Here is a 19,188-nt window from a genome sequence, read left to right on the forward strand (position 1 = left end):
TCGACGGCGATTTCGTCAAAGGGGTTCATGCTCATCTTCACGTTGGCGATGTCCACGCCCGTGCCGTCCGATTTCACGCGGACCTTCACGTTGTAGTCCACCACGCGCTTGACAGGGACCAAAACCTTCATTGCTGCGGCTCCTAGAGTTGATTAATTGACGTTACGTAAACCAGATCATTTTATGCCGCACCGCAGCACATAGGCTATGCATTTTCCCAAGGGAGTGCTTCGACAAAAACGAACGGTCGTGCTTTTTGTGGATTATAGGCCAGCAAGGGCAGGTTGTGTCCACCCTTTTCTGTCACGCAGCGGACCTTTGATCTAACGCGGCCCGGCACCCTGCCCGGCCAATGGCGCCGCCGCCGGCATGGCAGGCAGCTCGCCCGTCACATGCAGCACACGCTGCGGATAGGGGATGTCGATGCCATGCTCCCGCAGCGCACGCAGGATGGCCAGGTTGATCTGCGAGCGCAGGCCCAGCAGACCGTTCTCGGGGTCGGCGATCCAGAAGCCCACGGTGAACTCCAGGCCGTCGGCACCAAAGGCCGACAGCGCCACATTGGGCGGCGGATCGGACAGCACGCGGTCGCTGACGCGCGCGGCCTCGCCCAGCAGGCGCATGACGAGATCCACGTCGCTGTCGTAGGCCACGCTGACCACGGTGGAATGCCACACGCGCGGATCGGCCAGCGAGAAGTTCTCCACGCGGCTGGTGATGAGCATCTCGTTGGGCACGATGGACTCACGCCCCACCCCGGAACGGATCAGGGTGTAGCGGCCCGTGATGTCGGTGACACGGCCCTCGAAGCCGTCCACGCGCACGTTGTCGCCAATGCGCACGCTGCGCTCGGCCAGGATCACGAAACCACTCACATAGTTGGCGGCCAGCTTCTGCAGGCCGAAGCCGATGCCCACGCCAATGGCGCCGCCCAGCACCGACAGCGCCGTGAGGTCGATGCCCACGGCCGACAGCGCGGTGATGAGGCCCAGGAACAGCAGCAGCGCGCGCGTGGCATTGCTCAGCGCCTTGCGCACCGACAGCCCGCTGCCCGTGGCCGAGCGCAGCAGCCGCGCCTCGATGGCCGAGGAGATCCACAGCGCCACCAGCAGCACGGCGGCGGCCGTGAGCGTGCCCTCGATCATGGTGCGCACCGACATGGTCGAGCCGCCCACCTTCCACTTGATGCCGTCCAGTTCATCGAGTACGCGCGGCAGCAGCCCGGTGACCCACAGCACCATGGCCAGCCAGGCCAGCCAGGAAATCGTGCGTTCGATCGGCCGCACCCAGGCCGCGCCCGGGAAGGCCACTTGCAGCACCTTCACCCCGGTGCGGATGACCACCAGGGACACCAGCACCGGAATGGCCACCTTGAAGACCGCCAGCGGCGTCCACTGCAGCACGACCGCGCGCGCCGCGTAGCCCAGCGCCAGCAGCACCAGCGGGAACAGCGCCCCGTCGATGATGCTGCGGCCAAAGAAGATGGAGCGGGAGTCGCCGTCGCGGGGCAGGCCCCGGCGCAGCAGCGCCACCAGGCCCCAGGCCAGCACCACGCAGACCGCCAGGGCCGCGAGTTCGATCAGCACCGTGGGGCGCAAGAAGGCCTCCAGCCAGCGCCCGATGTCGTCGAGCATCGGGGTTTCCGCCATACCCGCCATCAGCACTTCCACCCGGGCTTGCGTTTCTCGGCGAAGGCGCGCGCACCCTCCTGGGCGGCCTCGTCCATCATGTTCACGGCCATGGTCTGGCCGGCGAGCTGGTAGGCGGCATCCAGGCCCAGCTCGCGCTGGCGGTACACCAGGGCCTTGCCCATGGCCACGGCGACGCGGGGCTTCTCCAGGACGGACTGCACGAGTTTTTCCACCTCGGCATCCAGCGCCTCCGGGGGCACAACGCGGTTGACCAGGCCCTCCTGCTGTGCGGTGGCGGCGTCAATGAAGTCGCCAGTGAGCAGCATTTCCATGGCGCGCTTGGCCGGCACATTGCGCACCAGCGGCACGCTGGGCGTGGAGCAGAACAGGCCGTAGTGGATACCGCTGGTGGCGAAGCTAGCGCCCTCGGCCGCCACGGCCAGGTCGCACTGCGCCACGAGCTGGCAACCCGCCGCCGTGGCCATGCCATGCACGCGCGCGATCACCGGCACGCTGAGCTTGTGCAGCGACAGCATCACGCGGCTGCACTGGGCGAAGAGCTGCTGGTACCAGGCCAGGTCGGGGTTCGCCGCCATGTCCTTGAGGTTGTGGCCGGCGCAGAAGGCCTTGCCCGCGCCCGCGAGCACCACCACGCGCACGGACTCGTCGGCGGCGATGGCGTCCAGCGCGCGCTGCAGCGCGGCCAGCATCTCCGAGCCCAGGGCGTTGAAGCGCGCCGGGTCGTTCAGGGTCAATGTCACCACGCCGCGCGCGTCGCGCGCGACCTGGAGCAGCTCAGTGGAATCGGTCATGTCGGTGGCTCCTTCTCAGCAGTATCACGGCGCCTCGTACCACACCGCCCCAGGCCGGCGGCCGCCGTACAGGGGCCGCCCCGCGGCACGGGCGGGGCCCCCTTCCGCACCGCGCGGCGATGCCAGGGAAGGGGAAAGGCGCGCAGCGCCACAGGGGGGTTCACAAGTCAGCGAGGACGCGCACATGGGCCTCGACGCTGCGCGCCAGCGCACTCATCACATAGCCGCCCTCCAGGCAGGAGACGATGCGGCCGTCGCAGTAACGGCGCGCCACGTCCTTGATGCGCTGCGTGATCCAGGTGTAGTCCTGCTCGGTCAGGCCGAGCTGGCCCATGTCGTCGTCGCGGTGGGCATCGAAGCCGGCGCTGATGAAGATCAGCTCGGGCTTGAACGCCTCCAGGCGTGGAATCCACATCATCTCGATGATCTCGCGCACATCCATGCCGCGCGTGTAGGCCGCCACGGGCACGTTCACCATGTTGGGCGCGGGGTTCTGGTCGCCGCAGTAGGGGTAGAACGGGTGCTGGAAGAAGCTGACCATCAGCGCGCGCTCGTCGCCCGCGAGGATGTCCTCCGTGCCATTGCCGTGATGCACGTCGAAATCGACCACCGCCACGCGCTTGAGGTTGTAGCGCTGCAGCGCGTACTTGGCGGCCACGGCCACGTTGTTGAAGAAACAGAAGCCCATGGCCTTGTCGCGCATGGCGTGGTGGCCCGGCGGGCGCACCGCGCAGAAGGCGTTCTCCAGCTCGCCGGCCATCACCGCATCGGTGGCGGCGAGGGCCGCGCCGGCCGAGCGCAGCGCGGCGTCCCAGGTGTGCATGTTCATCGAGGTGTCGGGGTCCACCTGGGTGTAGGGCGGGCCGCCTGCCTCCACCTCCTCGCGCAGCCAGTCGGTCAAGCCGCGCATGGCTGCGATGTGCAGGCGCGAATGCGCCAGCTCGATGTCGGCCAGCGCGGCCTTGGGGGCGATGTACTGCGTCAGCGCATCGGTCACGCCGGTCACGAGCAGGCGGTCCTCGATGGCATCGAGCCGTCCAGGGCATTCGGGGTGGCCGGGCCCCATTTCATGCTTCCAGCAGTCCTTGTGGGAAAAATAACCCGTCTTGCCCATTGCCTTGTCTCCACGCCTCAGAATTTCGGATAACGTCACGCCATGCAAGCGCAGCCAAAAATCAAATCCATCCTGGATCAGCTTAACACGGTGATCGTAGGCAAAACTGACAGCGTGCGGGACTGCGTGGCCTGCCTGCTCGCCGGCGGCCACCTGCTGATCGAGGACGTTCCCGGCGTGGGCAAGACCACGCTGGCCCATGCGCTGGCGCACACCTTCGGCCTGCAGTTCGCGCGCGTGCAGTTCACGGCCGACCTCATGCCCAGCGACCTGATCGGGGTCTCGGTCTACGAACGCGGCAAGGAAGCCTTCATGTTCCACTCCGGCCCGGTGTTCACCCAGGTGCTGCTGGCCGACGAGATCAACCGCGCCAGCCCCAAGACGCAGAGCGCGCTGCTCGAAGCCATGGAAGAAAAACAGGTCTCGGTCGAAGGCGAAACGCGCGCCCTGCCCTCGCCGTTCTTCGTCATCGCCACGCAAAACCCGCACGACCAGCTCGGCACCTATGCGCTGCCCGAATCGCAGCTCGACCGCTTCCTCATGCGCATCTCGCTGGGCTACCCCGACCGCGCGGCCGAGCGCCAGCTGCTGTCGGGCGGCGACCGGCGCGAGATGACCAGCACCATGCTGCCGCTGCTCTCGGCCGAGGAGCTGGCGGCGCTGCAGCAGCAGGTGCTGGCCGTGCACGCCGCAGGGCCCTTGCTCGACTATGTGCAGGACCTCATCGCCGCCACGCGCTCGGGCCGCTGGTTCCTGCAGGGCCTCTCGCCGCGCGCGGGCATCGCGCTGGTGCGCGCGGCCAAGGCGCAAGCACTGGTCGAGGGGCGCGACTACGTGGCGCCCGACGACGTGCAGGCCATCGTGGCCCAGACCATCGCGCACCGCCTCGTGCCCGTGGGCGACGCCGGGCGCGGCGCCGTGGAGCAGGTGCGCGCCATGGTCGAGGCCGTGCCGCTGCCTTGAGAACCCATCCCGCCGCTGCCATGTCACACCCGATGGCCAGCGTTCCCGACCCTTCCCTGCCGCGCCCGCGGGAGTTCCACCCATTGCAGGCGCTGCGCCAGCGCATGGATCGCTGGTGGCAGGCGCGCCTGCCGCTGACCGACACCACCGTGCTGACGCAGCGCAACGTCTACATCCTGCCCACAGGCGCGGGCTGGATGCTGGCGCTCACGCTGCTGGTGCTGCTGGTGGCGTCCATCAACTTCCAGCTCAACCTGGGCTACCTGCTCACCTTCCTGCTGGCGGGCAGCGCCGTGGCGGGCATGCATTTCTGCCACGCCACGCTGCGCGGCCTGAGCCTGCACCTCAAGCCGCCCGAACCACGCTTCCTGGGCCAGGGCGCCACGCTGGAGGTGCAGCTGTCGAGCGAGCGCGCCACGCCTCGCCTGGGCATCGCCCTGGCCGTCCATGGCAGCGCGCACTGGGCCTGGACCGATGTGCCCGCGCAGGGAACGGCCAGCGTGCAGGTGGCGTTCGCACCCACCCGGCGCGGCCTGCACCGGGTTCCCCTGCTCACGGCCGAAACACGCTACCCCCTGGGCACCTTCCGCGTCTGGACGGTATGGCGCCCGGCGGCCGAGGTGCTGGTCTATCCCGCACCCGAACCCGGCGCCCCGCCCCTGCCCCCGGGCGAGCCGCGCGCTGGCGGCACCGGCAGCGCGCCCACGCAGGGCACGGGCGAATTCGAAGGCGTGCGCGGCTACCGCCGGGGCGATCCGCTGCGGCTGGTGGTGTGGAAGAAGGCCGCGCAGGCCCTGGCCAGCGGCTCCGACGCCCTGGTGAGCCGCGATGCCCAGCAATCGCAGCGCCACGAACTCTGGCTCGATGCCGCCCACACCGGCCTGGCCGACCCGGAGGCCCGGCTCTCGCGCCTGACGGCCTGGGTGCTGCAGGCCGACCGGCTGGGCCTGGACTACGGCCTGCGCCTGCCCGGCCAGGAGATCGCGCAGGGCAGCGGCGCGGCACAGCGCCTGCGCTGCCTGAAAGCCTTGGCGCTATGCTGATTCGATGGATCACGAAAATGCCATCCACCGCTTTTGCAGCAAGCGCCTCATGCTATGTTTTGAATAGCAAAGAGGACCGGCCATGAGTTTGCGCCAGACCCTGGCATCGCTGCCGCGCGAAGCGCGCGACACGCTGTTCACCCTGGTCGTCATCGCCTGGGTGATCGCGCCGCAGACCGATGTGCTGCCACTGTGGACCAGCGGCCTCGCGGCCGGGCTGCTGCTGTGGCGCGGCGGGCTGGCCTGGACCGGGCGCCCCCTGCCCAGCCCCTGGCTGCTGCGGCTGCTGCTGGTGCTGGCCGTGGCGGGCACGCTGCTGACGCACCGCACCATCCTCGGACGCGACGCGGGCCTGACGCTCATCGTCTCGCTGCTGGCGCTCAAGACCCTGGAGACGCGCGCCCGGCGCGATGCCTTCGTGATCTTCTTCCTGGGCTTCTTCACGATGCTCAGCAACTTCTTCTACTCGCAATCGCTGCTCACGGCGGCGGCCATGCTCATCGCCCTGCTGGGCCTGCTGACGGCGCTGGTCAACGCCCATGTGCCGGTGGGCCGGCCGCCGCTGACCCAGTCGCTGCGCACCGCCGCCACGCTGGCGCTGCTGGGCGCGCCCATCATGGCGGCGCTGTTCATGTTCTTCCCGCGCATGGCGCCGCTGTGGGGCATGCCGGGCGACACGCTGGCCGGGCGCAGCGGCCTGTCGGGCAGCATGCGGGTGGGCAGCATCGCCGAGCTGGCGCTGGACGAGCGCATCGCCCTGCGCCTGCGCTTCGACGACCCCAAGACCAACCTGCCGCAATCCATGCTCTATTTTCGCGGGCCGGTGCTCAGCAGTTTCGATGGCCGCGAATGGCTGGCCGACCCGGTGCGCGACGACAGCTCCGCCACGTCCCGCATGGGATTGCCCGCCAACCTGGAGGTGCAGGGCGAACCCCTGCGCTACGAGGTCACGCTGGAGGCGCACCAGCGCCCCTGGCTGCTGATGCTGGAGGCCTCGCGCCTCAAGCCCGAGATTCCCGGCATGTTCGTCTTCATGACGCAGGATCTGCAGTGGCTGACCTCGCGGCCCATCACCGATGTGCTGCGTTTCAACACCGAGAGCCACCCGCAGTTCCGCCACGGCCCTACCACCGCCACGCCGCAGCTGCGCGCCCTCACCCGGCTGCCGCAGGGCAGCAACCCGCGCACGCTGGAACTGGCCCGCCAGATGCAGGCCGACCCACGGCTCGCCGCCGGCGGCCCCCAGGCCTACATCGATGACGCGCTGCAACGCCTGCGCACGGGCGGCTACACCTACACGCTGGAGCCCGGCGTGTACGGCGAGCACACGGCCGACGAGTTCTGGTTCGACCGCAAGGCGGGCTTCTGCGAGCACATCGCCTCCTCCTTCGTGGTACTGATGCGCGCGCTGGGCGTGCCCGCGCGCATCGTCACCGGCTACCAGGGCGGCGAGCGCAATGCCATCGATGGCTACTGGACCGTGCGCCAAAGCGACGCGCACGCCTGGTCCGAGGTCTGGATCGAAGGGCGCGGCTGGGTGCGCGTGGACCCGACGGGCGCCGTGTCGCCCGGCCGCGTGGGCCAGTTCCAGCGCCTGCAGGCACCGCGCGGCGTCCTCGCCAATGCCATGGGCACCGTGATGAGCCCCGATATGGCGCAGCGCCTGCGCGCCGTCTGGGAAGCCGCCAACAACCGCTGGAACCAGTGGGTGCTGAACTACACGCAGAGCCGCCAGCTCGACCTGCTGCGCGCGCTCGGCTTCAACGCCCCCGACTGGCAGGACCTGGCCCGCGTGCTGGCCGGCTTGGTCGTGGCCACGGCCGTGGGCGGCGCGCTCTGGACGCTGTGGGAACGCCTGCAGCACGACCCCTGGCTGCGCCTGCTGGCCCAGGCCCGCGCGCGGCTGGCGCGCGCCGGCCTGCAACTTCCCGCCAGCAGCCCGCCGCGCACCCTGGCCGAGCAGGCCCGCGCGCGCTTTGGCAGCGAGGCCGACGACGCCGCCGCCTGGCTGCTGCGCCTGGAGCAATGGCGCTACGCCCCCGAAACCCCATCCCGTGGCCTGGCCCTGGGCCAGTTGCGGCGCGAACTGCGCCAACTGCGCTGGCCCGCGCCCGGCCCGTCTACATGATGCACCGATCCCTTGTTATTGCTATCGCATTGATAGCTTCCAGCGCCCTGTCCACGGGCGTGAATGCCAAAAACACCCCGAAAAAACCTGCGACGCGCGCCAGCGCCGTCACGCAGGGCGGCACGCCCTATGCCAGCCGCCCCGAGGCGCTGCAGTTCGCCGACGACCTGGCCCAGCGCCGCGACCTGGACCGCGAATGGGTGCGCCAGGCCATCGGCCAGGCCCGTTTCCTGACCCAGGTGCCGCGCCTGGTGCTGCCGCCGCCCAAGGGCACGGCCAAGAACTGGCAGGCCTACCGCGCCCGCTTCATCGAACCGGTGCGCATCCGCGCCGGCCTGCGCTTCTGGCGGGAGCACGCCGACACACTGGCGCGCGCCGAGCAGGAATACGGCGTGCCGGCCGAGATCATCGTCGGCATCCTGGGCGTGGAAACCCTCTACGGCCAGCACATGGGCAACTTCCGCGTGATGGACGCCCTGGCCACGCTGGCCTTCGACTTCCCCGAGGCGCACCCGCGCGCGGCCGAGCGCACGGCCTTCTTCCGGCGCGAGCTGGAGCAGTTCCTGAGCCTGATGCACCGCACCGGCACCGACCCGTTCACGCCGCGCGGCAGCTTCGCCGGCGCCATGGGCTGGCCGCAGTTCATGCCGTCGAGCTGGGCGCGGCACGCGGTGGACTTCGACGGCGACGGCCGCGTGGACCTCGCCAGGAGCCCCCGGGACGCCATCGGCTCGGTGGCCAGCTACTTCATCGCGCACGGCTGGCAGCCCGGCATGCCCACGCATTTCGGCGTGCGGCTGGAAGGCACGCCCGCGCAGCAGGAGGAATTGCTGCTGCCCGACATCCTGCCCACCTTCAGCGCCGACGGCATGCGGGCGCGCGGCGCCATGCTCGACGAGGCCGGCGCACGCCATATCGGCCCGCTGGCCCTGGTGGAACTGCAGAACGGCGACAACCCGCCAAGCTACGTGGCGGGCACCGAGAACTTCTACGCCGTCACGCGCTACAACTGGTCGAGCTACTACGCCATGGCGGTGATCGAACTCGGCCGCGCGGTCAAGGCCGCCCTGGACACGGAACCCAAGACGCCCTGAATGCTATTTAAATAAGAGCATGCAGCGCTTGATGAGCAAGCGCTACAGGCTCTTTCAGCCTCAAAACCGTTGCATCTGGCAGCTGTGCGGCTGCTGCGCCTTCTCGGCCGGGATGTCGCGCACCACGCGGAAGCCGTAACCCGAGCCTTCCACGTCGAACTTCACGCCCGGCTGGCCCTGCTTGTCCATCACGCCCACCACCAGCGGTTGCTGGAACTGGTGGTCGGCCGCGCGCATGCTGCCGCCGCGCCCGGCCAGCTGCACGCTGGCCTTTTCCATCTGGCGCGCCACGGCGGCCGCCTCCAGGCTGCCCGCGCCCTCGATGGACTGGGCCAGCGCCTCCACCATGAGCTGCATGCGCATGTGCACATAGTCGTCCTGCGGCTTGGGGAAGCGCTCGCGGAAGGACTGGTAGAAGGCCTCGCTCTGCGCGCCCGGCACGTTGGGCAGCCAGTCGGCCACGGCCACCACCTTGCCCAGGCCGGCGTCGCCAATGGCGGCCGGCGCGCCCAGGGCGTTGCCGTAGAAGGTGTAGAAGCTGCCGGTGAAACCCACCTCGCGCGCGGCCTTGACCAGCAGCGTCAGGTCGTTGCCCCAGTTGCCGGTGATGACGGCCTGCGCGCCGCTGCTCTTGATCTTGACGGCGTAGGGCGCGAAATCCTTCACGCGGCCCACGGGGTGCAGCTCGTCGCCCACCACGGCCACGTCGGGGCGCTGCGCGCCCAGTTGCTTCTTCGCCTCGCGCAGCACGGCCTGGCCGAAGCTGTAGTCCTGGCCGATCAGGTAGACGCTCTTGAGCGCCTTGTCGGCGCGCAGCACGTCCATGAGCGCGGCCATGCGCATGTCGGCATGGGCGTCGAAGCGGAAGTGCCAGAAGCTGCACTTCTCGTTGGTCAGGATGGGGTCCACGGCCGAGTAGTTGAGGAACAGCACGCGCTTGCCGGGTTCGCGCTCGTTGTGCTTGTTGATGGCGTCGATCAGCACCGCCGCCGTGGCCGAGGAGTTGCCCTGCATGACCACGCGCGCGCCGTCGTCGATGGCCGCGCGCAGCGCCGACAGCGCCTCTTCGTTCTGGCCCTTGCTGTCATAGCGCGACACCGCCAGCGGACGCGTGCCGCCGGCACCGGCGGGCAGTTGCACCCCGCCGCGCGCGTTCACGCGATCGACAGCCCAGACGATGTTGCGGAATACCGCCTCGCCCGTGTTGGCGAAGGAGCCCGAGAGGCTTTCGATCAACGCCAGCTTGACGGGCGGGGCAGCCTGCGCGGTCGGGGCCGAAGCGCCCGGTGCAGGGGTCTGGGCATGGCTGGCCGTCACGGCGCACACCGCCATCAGCGCCATCCCCCAGGCCAGGCGCCGTGGGGCCTGGGCCGCGAATTTCAACGGGGCAAGGTGAAAATTCTGCATGTTCTTGGGTCCTTGAAAACGGTACGGGCACACCTAACTGCGGGGCATGCGGTCAACACAACGGAAGCCGCGCAGTGTAATAGGAGTCCACTCTGATGCTTTTCACCCCCATGCTCACCCGCCGCGCCGCCTGCGCCCCCCGCCCCGCCGACGTGGCCCTGCAGCGCTTCCTGCTCGGTACCCTGGCGGCGCAGCCTGCCGTCCGCCCCGCCGGCTACACCGTGGCGCAGGACGAGAAGGCCACCACGCTGCAGCTCGACGTGCCGGGCCTGGCCCGCGAGCAACTGCAGATCACCATCGAAGGCAAGCAAGTGCGGGTCAAGAGCATCGAAGGCGCGCCCCGCCAGGTGAGCCGCGCCTGGGAGCTGCCCGAAGACATCGACGCGGCCGCCAGCGCCGCCCGCCTGGAGAACGGCGTGCTCACGCTGACCCTGGCCAAGCTGCCCCCGGCCAGCAAGGCGGTGGAAATCACCGTCCACTGACCCACCCATCCGATTGCTCCATAGCTATCTTTTTGATAGCTTCCAGCGCCCACCGCGCAAGCGCTGCGGGCGCTTTTTTGCCTGAACTTGTCAATGCTTGCGCGCCTGGGCGCGCAGGGCCTGGTGGGCGGGCCGGTCGAGGCAGCGCGCGAGCCAGGCGGCCACCAGCGGAAATTCCTCCATCAGCGCGCGCGCCGGGCGCGCCCAGGCGAGCACGCTGGCCAGGCACAGGTCGGCCACGGTGAAACGCTCGGCGGCCACATGCGCCTGGCCGCGCGCCTGCTGCTGCGCCAGGTGCTGCTCCAGCACCCGCAAGGGCACGCGCAGGCGCTTCTCGGCGGCGTCGGCCAGCTCGGGCTTGCGCTCGGCGGCGGGCATGGCCACGCGGTGCATGAGCACGGTGAGCGCATCCTTCTCGGCCTCGGTAACGGCCCAGAAGCTCCAGCGCAGCGCCTCGGCGTCCTCGCGCGGCGTGGCCGGCGCGAGGTCGCTGCCATCGCCCTTGCCATGGTGGCGCGCCACGTAGAGCGCGCAGGCCATGCTTTCCCACACCGTCACGTCGCCGTCGGGCCGGCGGTCCACCAGCACGGGAATGTGGCCGTTGGGGTTGAGCGCCAGGAATTCGCTCGTGCGCGTGGCACCGCCCAGGTAGGGCGTGTGCACCTGCTCGAACTCCAGGCCCAGTTCGGCGGCGGCCCACAGCGGGCGCACGGCGCGGGACGCGGCAATGCCGTAGATCGTCAGACCCATGGGGTCGTCTCCTTGCAGAAAAAACGAAGGGGAAGGCTCAGGAACAGGCCCTAGCGCTCCAGCCACCACTGGATCAGGTACTTGGCGAGAAAGCCGATGAAGCCCACGCCCAGGCCCAGGAACAGCACGAAGGTGCCGAATTTGCCGGCCTTGGACTCCCAGGCCAGGTGGCCGATGATGAACACCATGAACAGGATGAAGGCGGCGACGCCGTAGGTGAGAAAGAAGGCCGACAGCTCGGCTTCGGTGTATCCAAAAATCACAATGCCATTCCGTTGCGTTGCTCCGCGTCCAAACCACCCGCCGTGCCCCCCGGTTCGCGTTCGGGCAGGCTCGACGCATCGACTAGGTCCCGGTAGGCATGCCAGCTCGCATGGCCCAGCACGGGCATCGCCACCACCAGGCCGAGCATCAGCGTGGCCATGCCCAGCAGCGTGAGCGCCAGGATCAGCGCCGTCCACATCGCCATGGTGGCGGGGTTGGCCAGCACCGTCTGCCAGCTGGTCAGCACCGCCTGCCACAGGGAGGCGCGCCGGTCCAGCAGCAGCGGCAGGGCCACCACGCTGGAGGCGAAGATCGGCGCCGCCATCAGGCTGCCCAGTGCCAGCCAGAGGGTGAACAGCGTGCTGTCGCGGGCCAGCACCACGTGCAGAAGGAAATCGGCCGGTGTGCGCACGGGCTCGGGGGCGAGGAGCGTGATGAGCGCGGACGAGGTCAGCACCCAGCCGGTGGCGGCCAGCGCCAGCAGGCCGCCGAACCGGACCAGGCACCAGTAGTCATTGTCCCACCGCGTGCGGTAGTGGCTCTGCCAGAACAGCCAGGTGCGCACCACCACGGCCGCGTTCGCGGGCTCGTCGCGCTCCAGCGCGCGGCTCAGCACATAGAAGCTCGTGGCCAGCACCGGCGCCACCACGAGAAAGCCCGACAGCGCCCCGGCCAGCAGCCAGAACTTGTCGCGCGCCACGGCCGCGATCAGCAGGCCGGCCACGGCCAGCGCCAGCCCGTGGGCCAGGCTCACGGCGCCCGCGCGCCACATGTCGCGCCAGCCCAGGGCCAGCCAGGCCAGGGGGCGGGTGAAGGCGATGGAGCGCACCTGGGGCAAGGCAACGGAGGTCTTTGGCATGGTTCAGGTCGTGTGGGTGGTTCGGGGTGGCGTGCCGGTTCGGTTTCAGTCCAGCAGGCGCCGCAGGTCATGCAGGCTGGCCACGGTGGCATGGGGCACCGGGCCCTCGTGCGGCCAGGCGGCGCCCTCGCGGTTGAGCCAGACGGTCTGCAGGCCCGCCTGCAGCGCGCCCACGCCGTCGAGGTGCGCGTCGTCGCCGATGTGCAGCACCTGGCCGGGCTCCACGCCCGCGGCGCGCGCGCCCTGCAGGAAGATGCGCGCATCGGGCTTGGCGGCACCGGCCTCGCTCGCGCTGATGGCAGCATGGAAATAGCGCCCCAGGCCCACGCGCCGCACGTCGGCATTGCCGTTGGACAGGGCCACCACGGGCCAGCGGGCGCTGAGGTATTCCAGCGCGGGCAACGCGTCCTCGAACAGCTCGACGCGCTGGCGCTCGTCGAAGAACACCTCGAACGCGGGCTCGGCCAGCGCCGGATCGTCGCCGGCCTGCGTGAGCGCCAGGCGAATGGACTCGCGGCGCAGCGCGGCCAGATCGTGGCGCAGGTCGGGGCGCAGCTGGTCCATGCGGTCGCGGATGGCGCGCAGCGCGCCGGGCGTGGTGTACAGCGCCCGGGTGGCCGGCGCGTGCCCGGCCAGCCAGTCGAGCAGCACCGCCTCGGCGCGGGCGATGGTGGGCCAGATGGGCCACAGCGTGTCATCGAGGTCGAGGGTGATGGCTCGGATACGGGAGGGGTCGAGGATGGCGTCGGACACTGCGGCTGCGGGGAAGGCGGGACGGAAGAACAGGCACCCGGATGGGCGCGATCCAAGAATACCCCAGCGCGCAAGCCCTTGCACGGCCGCCCCCATGCCGTGCGCCCTTGATGCATGACAAGGCATGCCACGCCCTGGCGCACCAGAATGCTTCCCGTGACCTCCCACCACAGCCTCTCCAGACACCGCCACCTGGCCATGGCCCTGGCGGTGCTCGCGCTGTTCGCGCAGCTCTGGACGGGACAGGCCAGCGCCGCGCACCTGGCACAGATGCTCTCGGAGCAGTTCCTGCGCGGCGACGTCTGCACGGTGCAGCCCCTGGCCCACGATGGCGACCCGGTGCCCGACGGCCCGCAGGGCGGCCACGCCATGGGCAGCGCGCTCAGCTGCCCGGTCTGCAGCGTGGCGGGCGCCGGCTTCACGCCTGTCGGCACCGCACCCGTGGTCGCGGCCCTGCAGGCGCAGGCGCTGTACCGCGCGGTTTTCGCGTCCGCCACGGCGCGGGCGCCACGGCATGCCAACCTGAGACCTCCGGCGCACGCCCCTCCCCGGGCCTGGATCTGAAAGTCTTTACTCTTTGGTAGTGCCCGTGGCCGCTCCTGGCCCCGGGCACCTGCCGCATGGGCTCGCGCCCGCCTTTCCTTTCCCGTTCCATCGCCATGAATTCCCCCTTCCGTTGGCGTGCCCACGCGGCACGCGCACGCGGCCATGCCCTGCGCCCCTTGTGCGCCCTGCTGGCCTCCCTGCCTTTTGCCGCCCTCGCCCAGGACGCCTCGCTCCAGCCCGTCACCGTCAAGGCCGCCAAGCCCGCCATCCAGTCCACGGGCGAGACCGACCCCGACACCCTGCAGGCCGGCCGCGCCGCCAGCAGCGACACCGCCAGCCTGCTGCGCGGCCTGCCGGGCGTGAGCCTGTTCGGCGCGGGCGGTGTCTCCAGCCTACCCAGCGTGCACGGCCTGTCCGACGACCGGCTGCGCATCCAGGTCGATGGTATGGACCTGGTCTCGTCCTGCGGCAACCACATGAACCCGCCGCTGTCGTACATCGACCCCACGCGCGTGGGCAGCGTGCGCCTGTTCGCCGGCATCACGCCGGTGAGCGTGGGCGGCGACAGCATCGGCGCCACCATCCAGGTCGAATCGCCCGCGCCCGAATTCGCCGCGCCCGGCCAGGGGCGCCTGCTCAAGGGCGAGGCCGGCACCTTCTACCGCAGCAACGGCAACGGCATGGGCGCCCACCTCTCAGCCACCTACGCCACCGAGAAGACGAGCCTGCGCTACGACGGCTCCACCGCCCAGGCCGACAACTACAAGGCGGCCCGCGCCTTCAAGGCCGCCGGCCCCGCCGCCAGCAACAAGCCCGCGCAGTGGCTCGACGGCGATGAAGTGGGTTCATCGAGCTACAAGACCCGCAACCACTCGCTGGCCTACGCGCTGCGCAGCGACGGGCACCTGGTCGAGATGCGCCTGGGCCTGCAGGACATCCCCTACCAGAACTACCCGAACCAGCGCATGGACATGACGGGCAACGACAGCCACCAGTTCAACCTGCGCTACCAGGGCGAATACGCCTGGGGCCGGCTCCAGGCCCGCGCCTACCACGAGAACACGCGCCACAGCATGAACTTCGGCCCGGACAAGCAGTTCTGGTACGGCCCGGCCGGCAACGTGCCCGGCATGCCCATGGACACCGAGGGCAAGACCACCGGCGTGCAGGTCAAGGGCGATGTGGCCCTGTCGGCGCGCGACACGCTGCGCGTGGGCGCCGAGGCGCAGCGCTATGGGCTGGACGACTGGTGGCTGCCCTCGGGCGGCGGCATGGCGCCCAACACCTTCTGGAACATCCGCGATGGCCAGCGCAACCGCTTCGACGTGTTCGGCGAATGGGAGGCCCGCTGGAACCCGCAGTGGCTCTCGCAGATCGGCCTGCGCGGCAGCCATGTGCGCAGCGACAGCGGCCCGGTGCAGGGCTACAACGCCAACTACGCCATGGAGGCCAACGCCTTCAACGCCAAGGACCGCAAGCGCAGCGACAGCCACATCGACGTGACCGCGCTGGCGCGCTACACGCCCAGCGCCAACGCCAGCTACGAGTTCGGCTTCGCGCACAAGACACGCTCGCCCAACCTGTACGAACGCTACACCTGGTCCACCGGCGGCATGGCCATGCGCATGATCAACCTCGTGGGCGACGGCAACGGCTATGTGGGCAACCCCGACCTCCAGCCCGAAACCGCCAACACCCTGAGCGCCACGGCCGACTGGCACGACGCCACGGGCGAGCAGTGGGGCGTGAAGTTCACGCCCTACCTGAGCTACGTGCAGAACTACATCGACGCCAAGCGCTGCAGCGGCGGCGGCGCGATGACGGCCTGCACCGCCGCCAACCGCACGGCTACCACCGGCTTCGTCTACCTGCAGTTCGCCAACCAGGATGCGCGCCTGCACGGTTTCGACCTCTCGGGCTTCACCGACCTGGGCAAGACCGCGAACTGGGGCCAGTTCACGCTCAGCGGCATGCTCAGCTACGTGCAGGGCAAGAACCGCGAAACGGGCGACCACCTCTACGGCATCATGCCGCTCAATGGCCGCGTGGCCCTCACCCAGCGCCTGGGCGCCTGGAGCGGCACGGCCGAACTGCTGATGGTCAGCGCCAAGACCCGTGTCTCGGCGGTGCGCAATGAACTGCCCACCGCCGGCTACGGCCTGGTGAACCTGCGCGCCAGCTACGAATGGAAGCAGGTGCGGCTGGATGTGGGCATCGACAACCTGTTCGACCGCTTCTACAACCACCCGCAAGGCGGCGCCTACGTGGGCCAGGGCATGACCATGGCCGGCACCGCCGTGCCCTGGGGCGTGCGCGTGCCCGGCATGGGCCGCTCGGTGAACGTGGGGGTGACCGTGAAGTTCTGACACCGCATACCAAGGCCCGGGCGGCGAGGCCTGAACCATCGCCGCCGTTTTACTCCATTTTTGATAGCACCTTGCGCTTATTCCATAAGCCCAAGGTGCTTTTTTTGTTCATAAGCTATAGTGCCGGGCCATGGAGTTCCGCCTGATCTACGAAGGCCCCCTGCACGGCCAGGGCGCCAAGTCCTCGCACAAGTGGGAGATCCGCCGCGCCCTGCACCCGCAACTGCAGCGCCTGTGGCGCGAGCGCCCGCTCAAGGACGCCGCGCACTCGCTGCTGGCGCACCCGGCGCAGCCCGGCAAGGCCTCGGTCATCGTGGAAAAGGGTGGGCTGCTGTTCGCGCCCCTGGTCACCCAGCGGCTGGACCTCTACGCCGAGCTGTCGGTGCTGCTGTTCCGCCAGCAGCCGCGCGGCACGCTCATCACCGACGGCGGCGACATCGACAACCGGCTCAAGACCCTGCTCGACGGCCTGCGCGTGCCCCACGGCTCGATGGAAGGACGCACCGAGCTGCCACCCCAGCCCGATCCCCAGCCCTTCTTCTGCCTGCTGGAGGACGACTCGCTGGTCACCAAGGTGTCGGTCGAATCCGAGCAGCTCCTGCGCCCGGCCAAGCCCGACGAGGTGGTGGCCATCATCTCGGTGCACGTGAAGAAAACCGTGCTCTCGCCCGAGAACATGACGCTGTAGCACGCCCTCAGGCCGTGAAGACCGCCGTGTCGCCCGGCCGGCGCAGCATCTTGTTGACCTCGTCCTGGTGCAATTCCTCGGCGACGATCATCTCGCGCGCGTATTCCTCCAGCAGCACCGAGGTGCCCTCGCCGATGCGCAGCAGGTCGTAGTAGGCCGCCAGCGCGGTCTTCTCGTGCTCCAGGCTCTCGCGCAGGATGTCGCCGATGTCGTGCTTCTCGGTTTCGAGCAGCGGCCCGATCTTGAGCGAGGGGTGACCGCCCAGCAGCGTGACCAGCTCGCCGGCCTTGTGCGCATGGGCCAGGCTCTCGTCGGCATTGCCCTTGAGCCAGGAGACGATGGGGATGCGGTTGTAGCCGTACACCATCAGCGAATAGTGCGTGTACTTGACCACGCCCGCCAGCTCCAGCTCCATGATGCGGTTGAGGGCATCGATGGCGGTTTTCTTCTTTGCATCATCCATGGCACGCTCCTTGTCGAATGGTGGGAGGACGGCCTGTCACGCCGGTCCACCGCATTCTCTGCCCGTTCCGGGGCCGCGCCATGGCCCCGCCATGGCATACCCCACGCAGGGCCCGGGGTATTGGCCGCGCACCCTGCGGCCCGTGCCGGCGCGGGTCCGCGAGGTGCTATTCTGGAGGCACGCCCTGGCGGCGCCCCGCGCCCGCGCCGCCCATGCACCCATGGCCCCATCTTCAGGAGAACCACATGACGCAAGCGTTGACCGCCGCCCAGCGCGAGGAACTCAAGACGCTGCTGACCGCGCGCCGGCACGACCTGCTGGCGCAGATGCAGCAGAACCGTGAAAACCTGGCCCCCCCCGCCGCCGACCAGGACGGCATCGTCCAGGGCAACGTGGGCCGCGAGGTGGACCAGGTGCTCACCGACATCGACGCGGCCGATCTGGCGCGCATCGACCATGCACTCGAAGCCATGGAGGACGGCAGCTACGGCCAGTGCGGCGAATGCGGCTGCGACATCCCCTTCGAGCGCCTGAAGATCGAGCCGCAGACGCAGCACTGCGTGGCCTGCAAGTCGCGCTGGGAAGAGGCCACGGGCCACGCCAAGCCCCGCCACTGAGCGCGCGGGCGGATTGGCGCGCGGCGCCCCCGCCCGTGGGCGAGAATGCGGCATGCCTTTCCAACCCGAACCCGCCTATTCCCACGGGCAAGCCGCCCGCACCGCCGTGCTGCTGTGCAACCTGGGCACGCCCGATGCCGCCAGCGCACCCGCGCTGCGCCGCTACCTGGGGCAATTCCTGTCCGACCCGCGCGTGGTGGAGATCCCGCGCGCCATCTGGCTGCCGGTGCTGCACGGCATCATCCTGCGCACCCGGCCGGCGAAATCCGCCGCCAAGTACGCCAGCGTCTGGACGCCCGAGGGCTCGCCGCTGGCCGTGTGGACCGAGAAACAGGCCAAGCTGCTGCGCGGCTGGCTCGGCGAGGCCGGCTGCAACGTGCTGGTGCGCCCGGCCATGCGCTACGGCAACCCCTCCATCGCCAGCCAGCTCGACGCCCTGAAGGCCGAGGGCGCCACGCGCATCCTGGTGCTGCCGCTGTACCCGCAGTACTCGGGCACCACCACGGCCAGCGTGTTCGACGCCGTGTACGCCTGGGCGGGCCGCCAGCGCCATGTGCCCGAACTGCGCTTCGTCAACCGCTACCACGACGACCCCGGCTACATCGACGCGCTGGCGCGCCGCATCGAGGCGCACTGGCGCGCCCACGGCCTGCCCGACAAGCTGGTGATGAGCTTCCACGGCGTGCCCGAGCGCACCCTGCACCTGGGCGACCCCTACCACTGCGAAAGCCACAAGACCGGGCGCCTGCTGGCCGAACGCCTGGGCCTGCGCCAGGACCGCTGGCAGCTCACCTTCCAGTCGCGCTTTGGCAAGGCCAAGTGGCTCGAACCCTACACCGAGCCCACGCTCGTCAAGCTGGCGCAATCCGGCGTGGGCCGGGTGGACGTGGTGTGCCCCGGCTTCACCGCCGACTGCCTCGAAACGCTGGAGGAAATCAACCAGGAGGCGCGCGAGGCCTTCCTGCACGCGGGCGGCAAGGAATTCCACTACATCCCCTGCCTCAACGACAGCCCGGAGTGGATCACCGCGCTCAGCCGCATCGCCCGCCAGCATCTGGCCGGCTGGCCGGTGGAACCCGAGGGCGCCCTGGCCTTGGCGGATTCCCGTGCCCGCGCGCTGGCCGCCGGAGCAACGCAATGATCCGCCGGACGCTCCTCTATTGATAGCTTATGGCGCTTGATACAAAAGCCTCCGCAGCCGATTTGAT

At 69.6% G+C, this 19,188-nt stretch carries 19 protein-coding genes and 1 pseudogene; 10 read left to right on the top strand and 10 right to left on the bottom strand.

Annotated elements, in window-relative coordinates:
• The 4 genes and pseudogenes from D8S75_RS14345 to D8S75_RS14360 all read right to left on the bottom strand — a co-directional run.
• Positions 1-131 (bottom strand): annotated as a pseudogene (locus D8S75_RS14345) (electron transfer flavoprotein subunit beta/FixA family protein); the annotation flags it as partial.
• 192 nt (positions 132-323) lie between these two features.
• Positions 324-1,658, bottom strand: a complete 1,335-nt coding sequence (locus D8S75_RS14350) for a mechanosensitive ion channel family protein (protein ID WP_119967041.1) — start codon at positions 1,656-1,658, stop codon at positions 324-326.
• Positions 1,658-2,443 (bottom strand): enoyl-CoA hydratase, encoded by a 786-nt coding sequence (locus tag D8S75_RS14355; RefSeq protein ID WP_119967042.1) that lies wholly within the window; start codon positions 2,441-2,443, stop codon positions 1,658-1,660. Before D8S75_RS14355 ends, D8S75_RS14350 begins: the two co-directional genes overlap by 1 nt.
• A 160-nt stretch (positions 2,444-2,603) precedes the next feature.
• Positions 2,604-3,557, bottom strand: coding sequence for a histone deacetylase family protein (locus D8S75_RS14360; protein ID WP_119967043.1), 954 nt, complete (start codon positions 3,555-3,557; stop codon positions 2,604-2,606).
• A 42-nt stretch (positions 3,558-3,599) separates the two neighbouring features.
• On the opposite strand from D8S75_RS14360, the gene D8S75_RS14365 reads away from it, so the two are divergent.
• The 4 genes from D8S75_RS14365 (at position 3,600) to mltB (ending at position 8,785) form a co-directional block, all read left to right on the top strand.
• Positions 3,600-4,520 carry an AAA family ATPase gene (locus D8S75_RS14365; protein WP_119967044.1) on the top strand — a complete coding sequence of 307 codons (921 nt, stop codon included), beginning with the start codon at positions 3,600-3,602 and terminating at the stop codon, positions 4,518-4,520.
• Between the two features lie 20 nt (positions 4,521-4,540).
• Positions 4,541-5,563: a DUF58 domain-containing protein gene (locus tag D8S75_RS14370; RefSeq protein WP_119967045.1), complete on the top strand. Its 1,023-nt coding sequence runs from the start codon at positions 4,541-4,543 to the stop codon at positions 5,561-5,563.
• 82 nt (positions 5,564-5,645) lie between these two features.
• Positions 5,646-7,691: a transglutaminase TgpA family protein gene (locus tag D8S75_RS14375; protein ID WP_119967046.1), complete on the top strand. Its 2,046-nt coding sequence runs from the start codon at positions 5,646-5,648 to the stop codon at positions 7,689-7,691.
• The gene (gene mltB, locus D8S75_RS14380; RefSeq protein WP_119967152.1) at positions 7,691-8,785 is read left to right on the top strand and encodes a lytic murein transglycosylase B; all 1,095 of its coding nucleotides are present in this window, start codon (positions 7,691-7,693) and stop codon (positions 8,783-8,785) included. The genes D8S75_RS14375 and mltB overlap by 1 nt, the downstream gene beginning before the upstream one ends.
• A gap of 60 nt (positions 8,786-8,845) precedes the next feature.
• Here mltB and D8S75_RS14385 read toward each other — a convergent pair whose 3' ends face one another.
• On the bottom strand, positions 8,846-10,126 hold the full coding sequence (locus tag D8S75_RS14385) for a branched-chain amino acid ABC transporter substrate-binding protein (RefSeq protein ID WP_198673219.1): 1,281 nt from the start codon (positions 10,124-10,126) through the stop codon (positions 8,846-8,848).
• A gap of 161 nt (positions 10,127-10,287) precedes the next feature.
• On the opposite strand from D8S75_RS14385, the gene D8S75_RS14390 reads away from it, so the two are divergent.
• Positions 10,288-10,674, top strand: coding sequence for an Hsp20/alpha crystallin family protein (locus D8S75_RS14390; protein ID WP_119967048.1), 387 nt, complete (start codon positions 10,288-10,290; stop codon positions 10,672-10,674).
• Positions 10,675-10,764: 90 nt separating this feature from the next.
• Here D8S75_RS14390 and D8S75_RS14395 read toward each other — a convergent pair whose 3' ends face one another.
• The 4 genes from D8S75_RS14395 to D8S75_RS14410 are packed head-to-tail and all read right to left on the bottom strand — an operon-like array spanning position 10,765 to position 13,300.
• Positions 10,765-11,424 carry a glutathione S-transferase family protein gene (locus D8S75_RS14395; protein ID WP_119967049.1) on the bottom strand — a complete coding sequence of 220 codons (660 nt, stop codon included), beginning with the start codon at positions 11,422-11,424 and terminating at the stop codon, positions 10,765-10,767.
• 50 nt (positions 11,425-11,474) lie between these two features.
• Positions 11,475-11,687, bottom strand: a complete 213-nt coding sequence (locus D8S75_RS14400) for a DUF2788 domain-containing protein (RefSeq protein WP_119967050.1) — start codon at positions 11,685-11,687, stop codon at positions 11,475-11,477.
• On the bottom strand, positions 11,684-12,547 hold the full coding sequence (locus D8S75_RS14405; protein WP_119967051.1) for a DUF2189 domain-containing protein: 864 nt from the start codon (positions 12,545-12,547) through the stop codon (positions 11,684-11,686). The genes D8S75_RS14400 and D8S75_RS14405 overlap by 4 nt, the downstream gene beginning before the upstream one ends.
• Positions 12,548-12,592: 45 nt before the next feature.
• Positions 12,593-13,300 (bottom strand): HAD family hydrolase, encoded by a 708-nt coding sequence (locus D8S75_RS14410; RefSeq protein ID WP_232829056.1) that lies wholly within the window; start codon positions 13,298-13,300, stop codon positions 12,593-12,595.
• A 156-nt stretch (positions 13,301-13,456) separates the two neighbouring features.
• Here D8S75_RS14410 and D8S75_RS14415 point away from each other — a divergent pair, with 156 nt between their 5' ends.
• The 3 genes from D8S75_RS14415 (at position 13,457) to D8S75_RS14425 (ending at position 16,900) form a co-directional block, all read left to right on the top strand.
• Positions 13,457-13,864, top strand: coding sequence for a DUF2946 family protein (locus tag D8S75_RS14415; protein WP_157982654.1), 408 nt, complete (start codon positions 13,457-13,459; stop codon positions 13,862-13,864).
• Positions 13,865-13,959: 95 nt separating this feature from the next.
• On the top strand, positions 13,960-16,212 hold the full coding sequence (locus D8S75_RS14420) for a TonB-dependent receptor (protein ID WP_119967054.1): 2,253 nt from the start codon (positions 13,960-13,962) through the stop codon (positions 16,210-16,212).
• Positions 16,213-16,342: 130 nt separating this feature from the next.
• A complete protein-coding gene (locus tag D8S75_RS14425; protein WP_119967055.1) occupies positions 16,343-16,900 on the top strand; it encodes a hypothetical protein in 558 nt (185 codons plus the stop codon).
• 7 nt (positions 16,901-16,907) lie between these two features.
• Here the strand turns inward: D8S75_RS14425 and D8S75_RS14430 are convergent, their stop codons facing one another.
• Positions 16,908-17,363 (bottom strand): ferritin-like domain-containing protein, encoded by a 456-nt coding sequence (locus D8S75_RS14430; RefSeq protein WP_119967056.1) that lies wholly within the window; start codon positions 17,361-17,363, stop codon positions 16,908-16,910.
• A 245-nt stretch (positions 17,364-17,608) separates the two neighbouring features.
• Here D8S75_RS14430 and D8S75_RS17505 point away from each other — a divergent pair, with 245 nt between their 5' ends.
• Both D8S75_RS17505 and hemH read left to right on the top strand, forming a co-directional pair.
• Positions 17,609-17,980 carry a TraR/DksA family transcriptional regulator gene (locus D8S75_RS17505; RefSeq protein ID WP_157982655.1) on the top strand — a complete coding sequence of 124 codons (372 nt, stop codon included), beginning with the start codon at positions 17,609-17,611 and terminating at the stop codon, positions 17,978-17,980.
• Positions 17,981-18,032: 52 nt separating this feature from the next.
• On the top strand, positions 18,033-19,121 hold the full coding sequence (gene hemH, locus D8S75_RS14440) for a ferrochelatase (RefSeq protein ID WP_119967058.1): 1,089 nt from the start codon (positions 18,033-18,035) through the stop codon (positions 19,119-19,121).
• Positions 19,122-19,188 lie beyond the last annotated feature (67 nt).

Origin of the sequence: Simplicispira lacusdiani (genome assembly GCF_003604195.1) — a bacterium.
Classification (GTDB): domain Bacteria; phylum Pseudomonadota; class Gammaproteobacteria; order Burkholderiales; family Burkholderiaceae_C; genus Simplicispira; species Simplicispira lacusdiani.

Coding starts and splice junctions, on each gene's coding strand:
- D8S75_RS14350 (WP_119967041.1), bottom strand. CDS start 1,658: ATGGCGGGTATGGCGGAAACCCCGATGCTCGACGACATCGGGCGCTGG.
- D8S75_RS14355 (WP_119967042.1), bottom strand. CDS start 2,443: ATGACCGATTCCACTGAGCTGCTCCAGGTCGCGCGCGACGCGCGCGGC.
- D8S75_RS14360 (WP_119967043.1), bottom strand. CDS start 3,557: ATGGGCAAGACGGGTTATTTTTCCCACAAGGACTGCTGGAAGCATGAA.
- D8S75_RS14365 (WP_119967044.1), top strand. CDS start 3,600: ATGCAAGCGCAGCCAAAAATCAAATCCATCCTGGATCAGCTTAACACG.
- D8S75_RS14370 (WP_119967045.1), top strand. CDS start 4,541: ATGTCACACCCGATGGCCAGCGTTCCCGACCCTTCCCTGCCGCGCCCG.
- D8S75_RS14375 (WP_119967046.1), top strand. CDS start 5,646: ATGAGTTTGCGCCAGACCCTGGCATCGCTGCCGCGCGAAGCGCGCGAC.
- mltB (WP_119967152.1), top strand. CDS start 7,691: ATGCACCGATCCCTTGTTATTGCTATCGCATTGATAGCTTCCAGCGCC.
- D8S75_RS14385 (WP_198673219.1), bottom strand. CDS start 10,126: ATGGCGCTGATGGCGGTGTGCGCCGTGACGGCCAGCCATGCCCAGACC.
- D8S75_RS14390 (WP_119967048.1), top strand. CDS start 10,288: ATGCTTTTCACCCCCATGCTCACCCGCCGCGCCGCCTGCGCCCCCCGC.
- D8S75_RS14395 (WP_119967049.1), bottom strand. CDS start 11,424: ATGGGTCTGACGATCTACGGCATTGCCGCGTCCCGCGCCGTGCGCCCG.
- D8S75_RS14405 (WP_119967051.1), bottom strand. CDS start 12,547: ATGCCAAAGACCTCCGTTGCCTTGCCCCAGGTGCGCTCCATCGCCTTC.
- D8S75_RS14420 (WP_119967054.1), top strand. CDS start 13,960: ATGAATTCCCCCTTCCGTTGGCGTGCCCACGCGGCACGCGCACGCGGC.
- D8S75_RS14425 (WP_119967055.1), top strand. CDS start 16,343: ATGGAGTTCCGCCTGATCTACGAAGGCCCCCTGCACGGCCAGGGCGCC.
- D8S75_RS14430 (WP_119967056.1), bottom strand. CDS start 17,363: ATGGATGATGCAAAGAAGAAAACCGCCATCGATGCCCTCAACCGCATC.
- D8S75_RS17505 (WP_157982655.1), top strand. CDS start 17,609: ATGACGCAAGCGTTGACCGCCGCCCAGCGCGAGGAACTCAAGACGCTG.
- hemH (WP_119967058.1), top strand. CDS start 18,033: ATGCCTTTCCAACCCGAACCCGCCTATTCCCACGGGCAAGCCGCCCGC.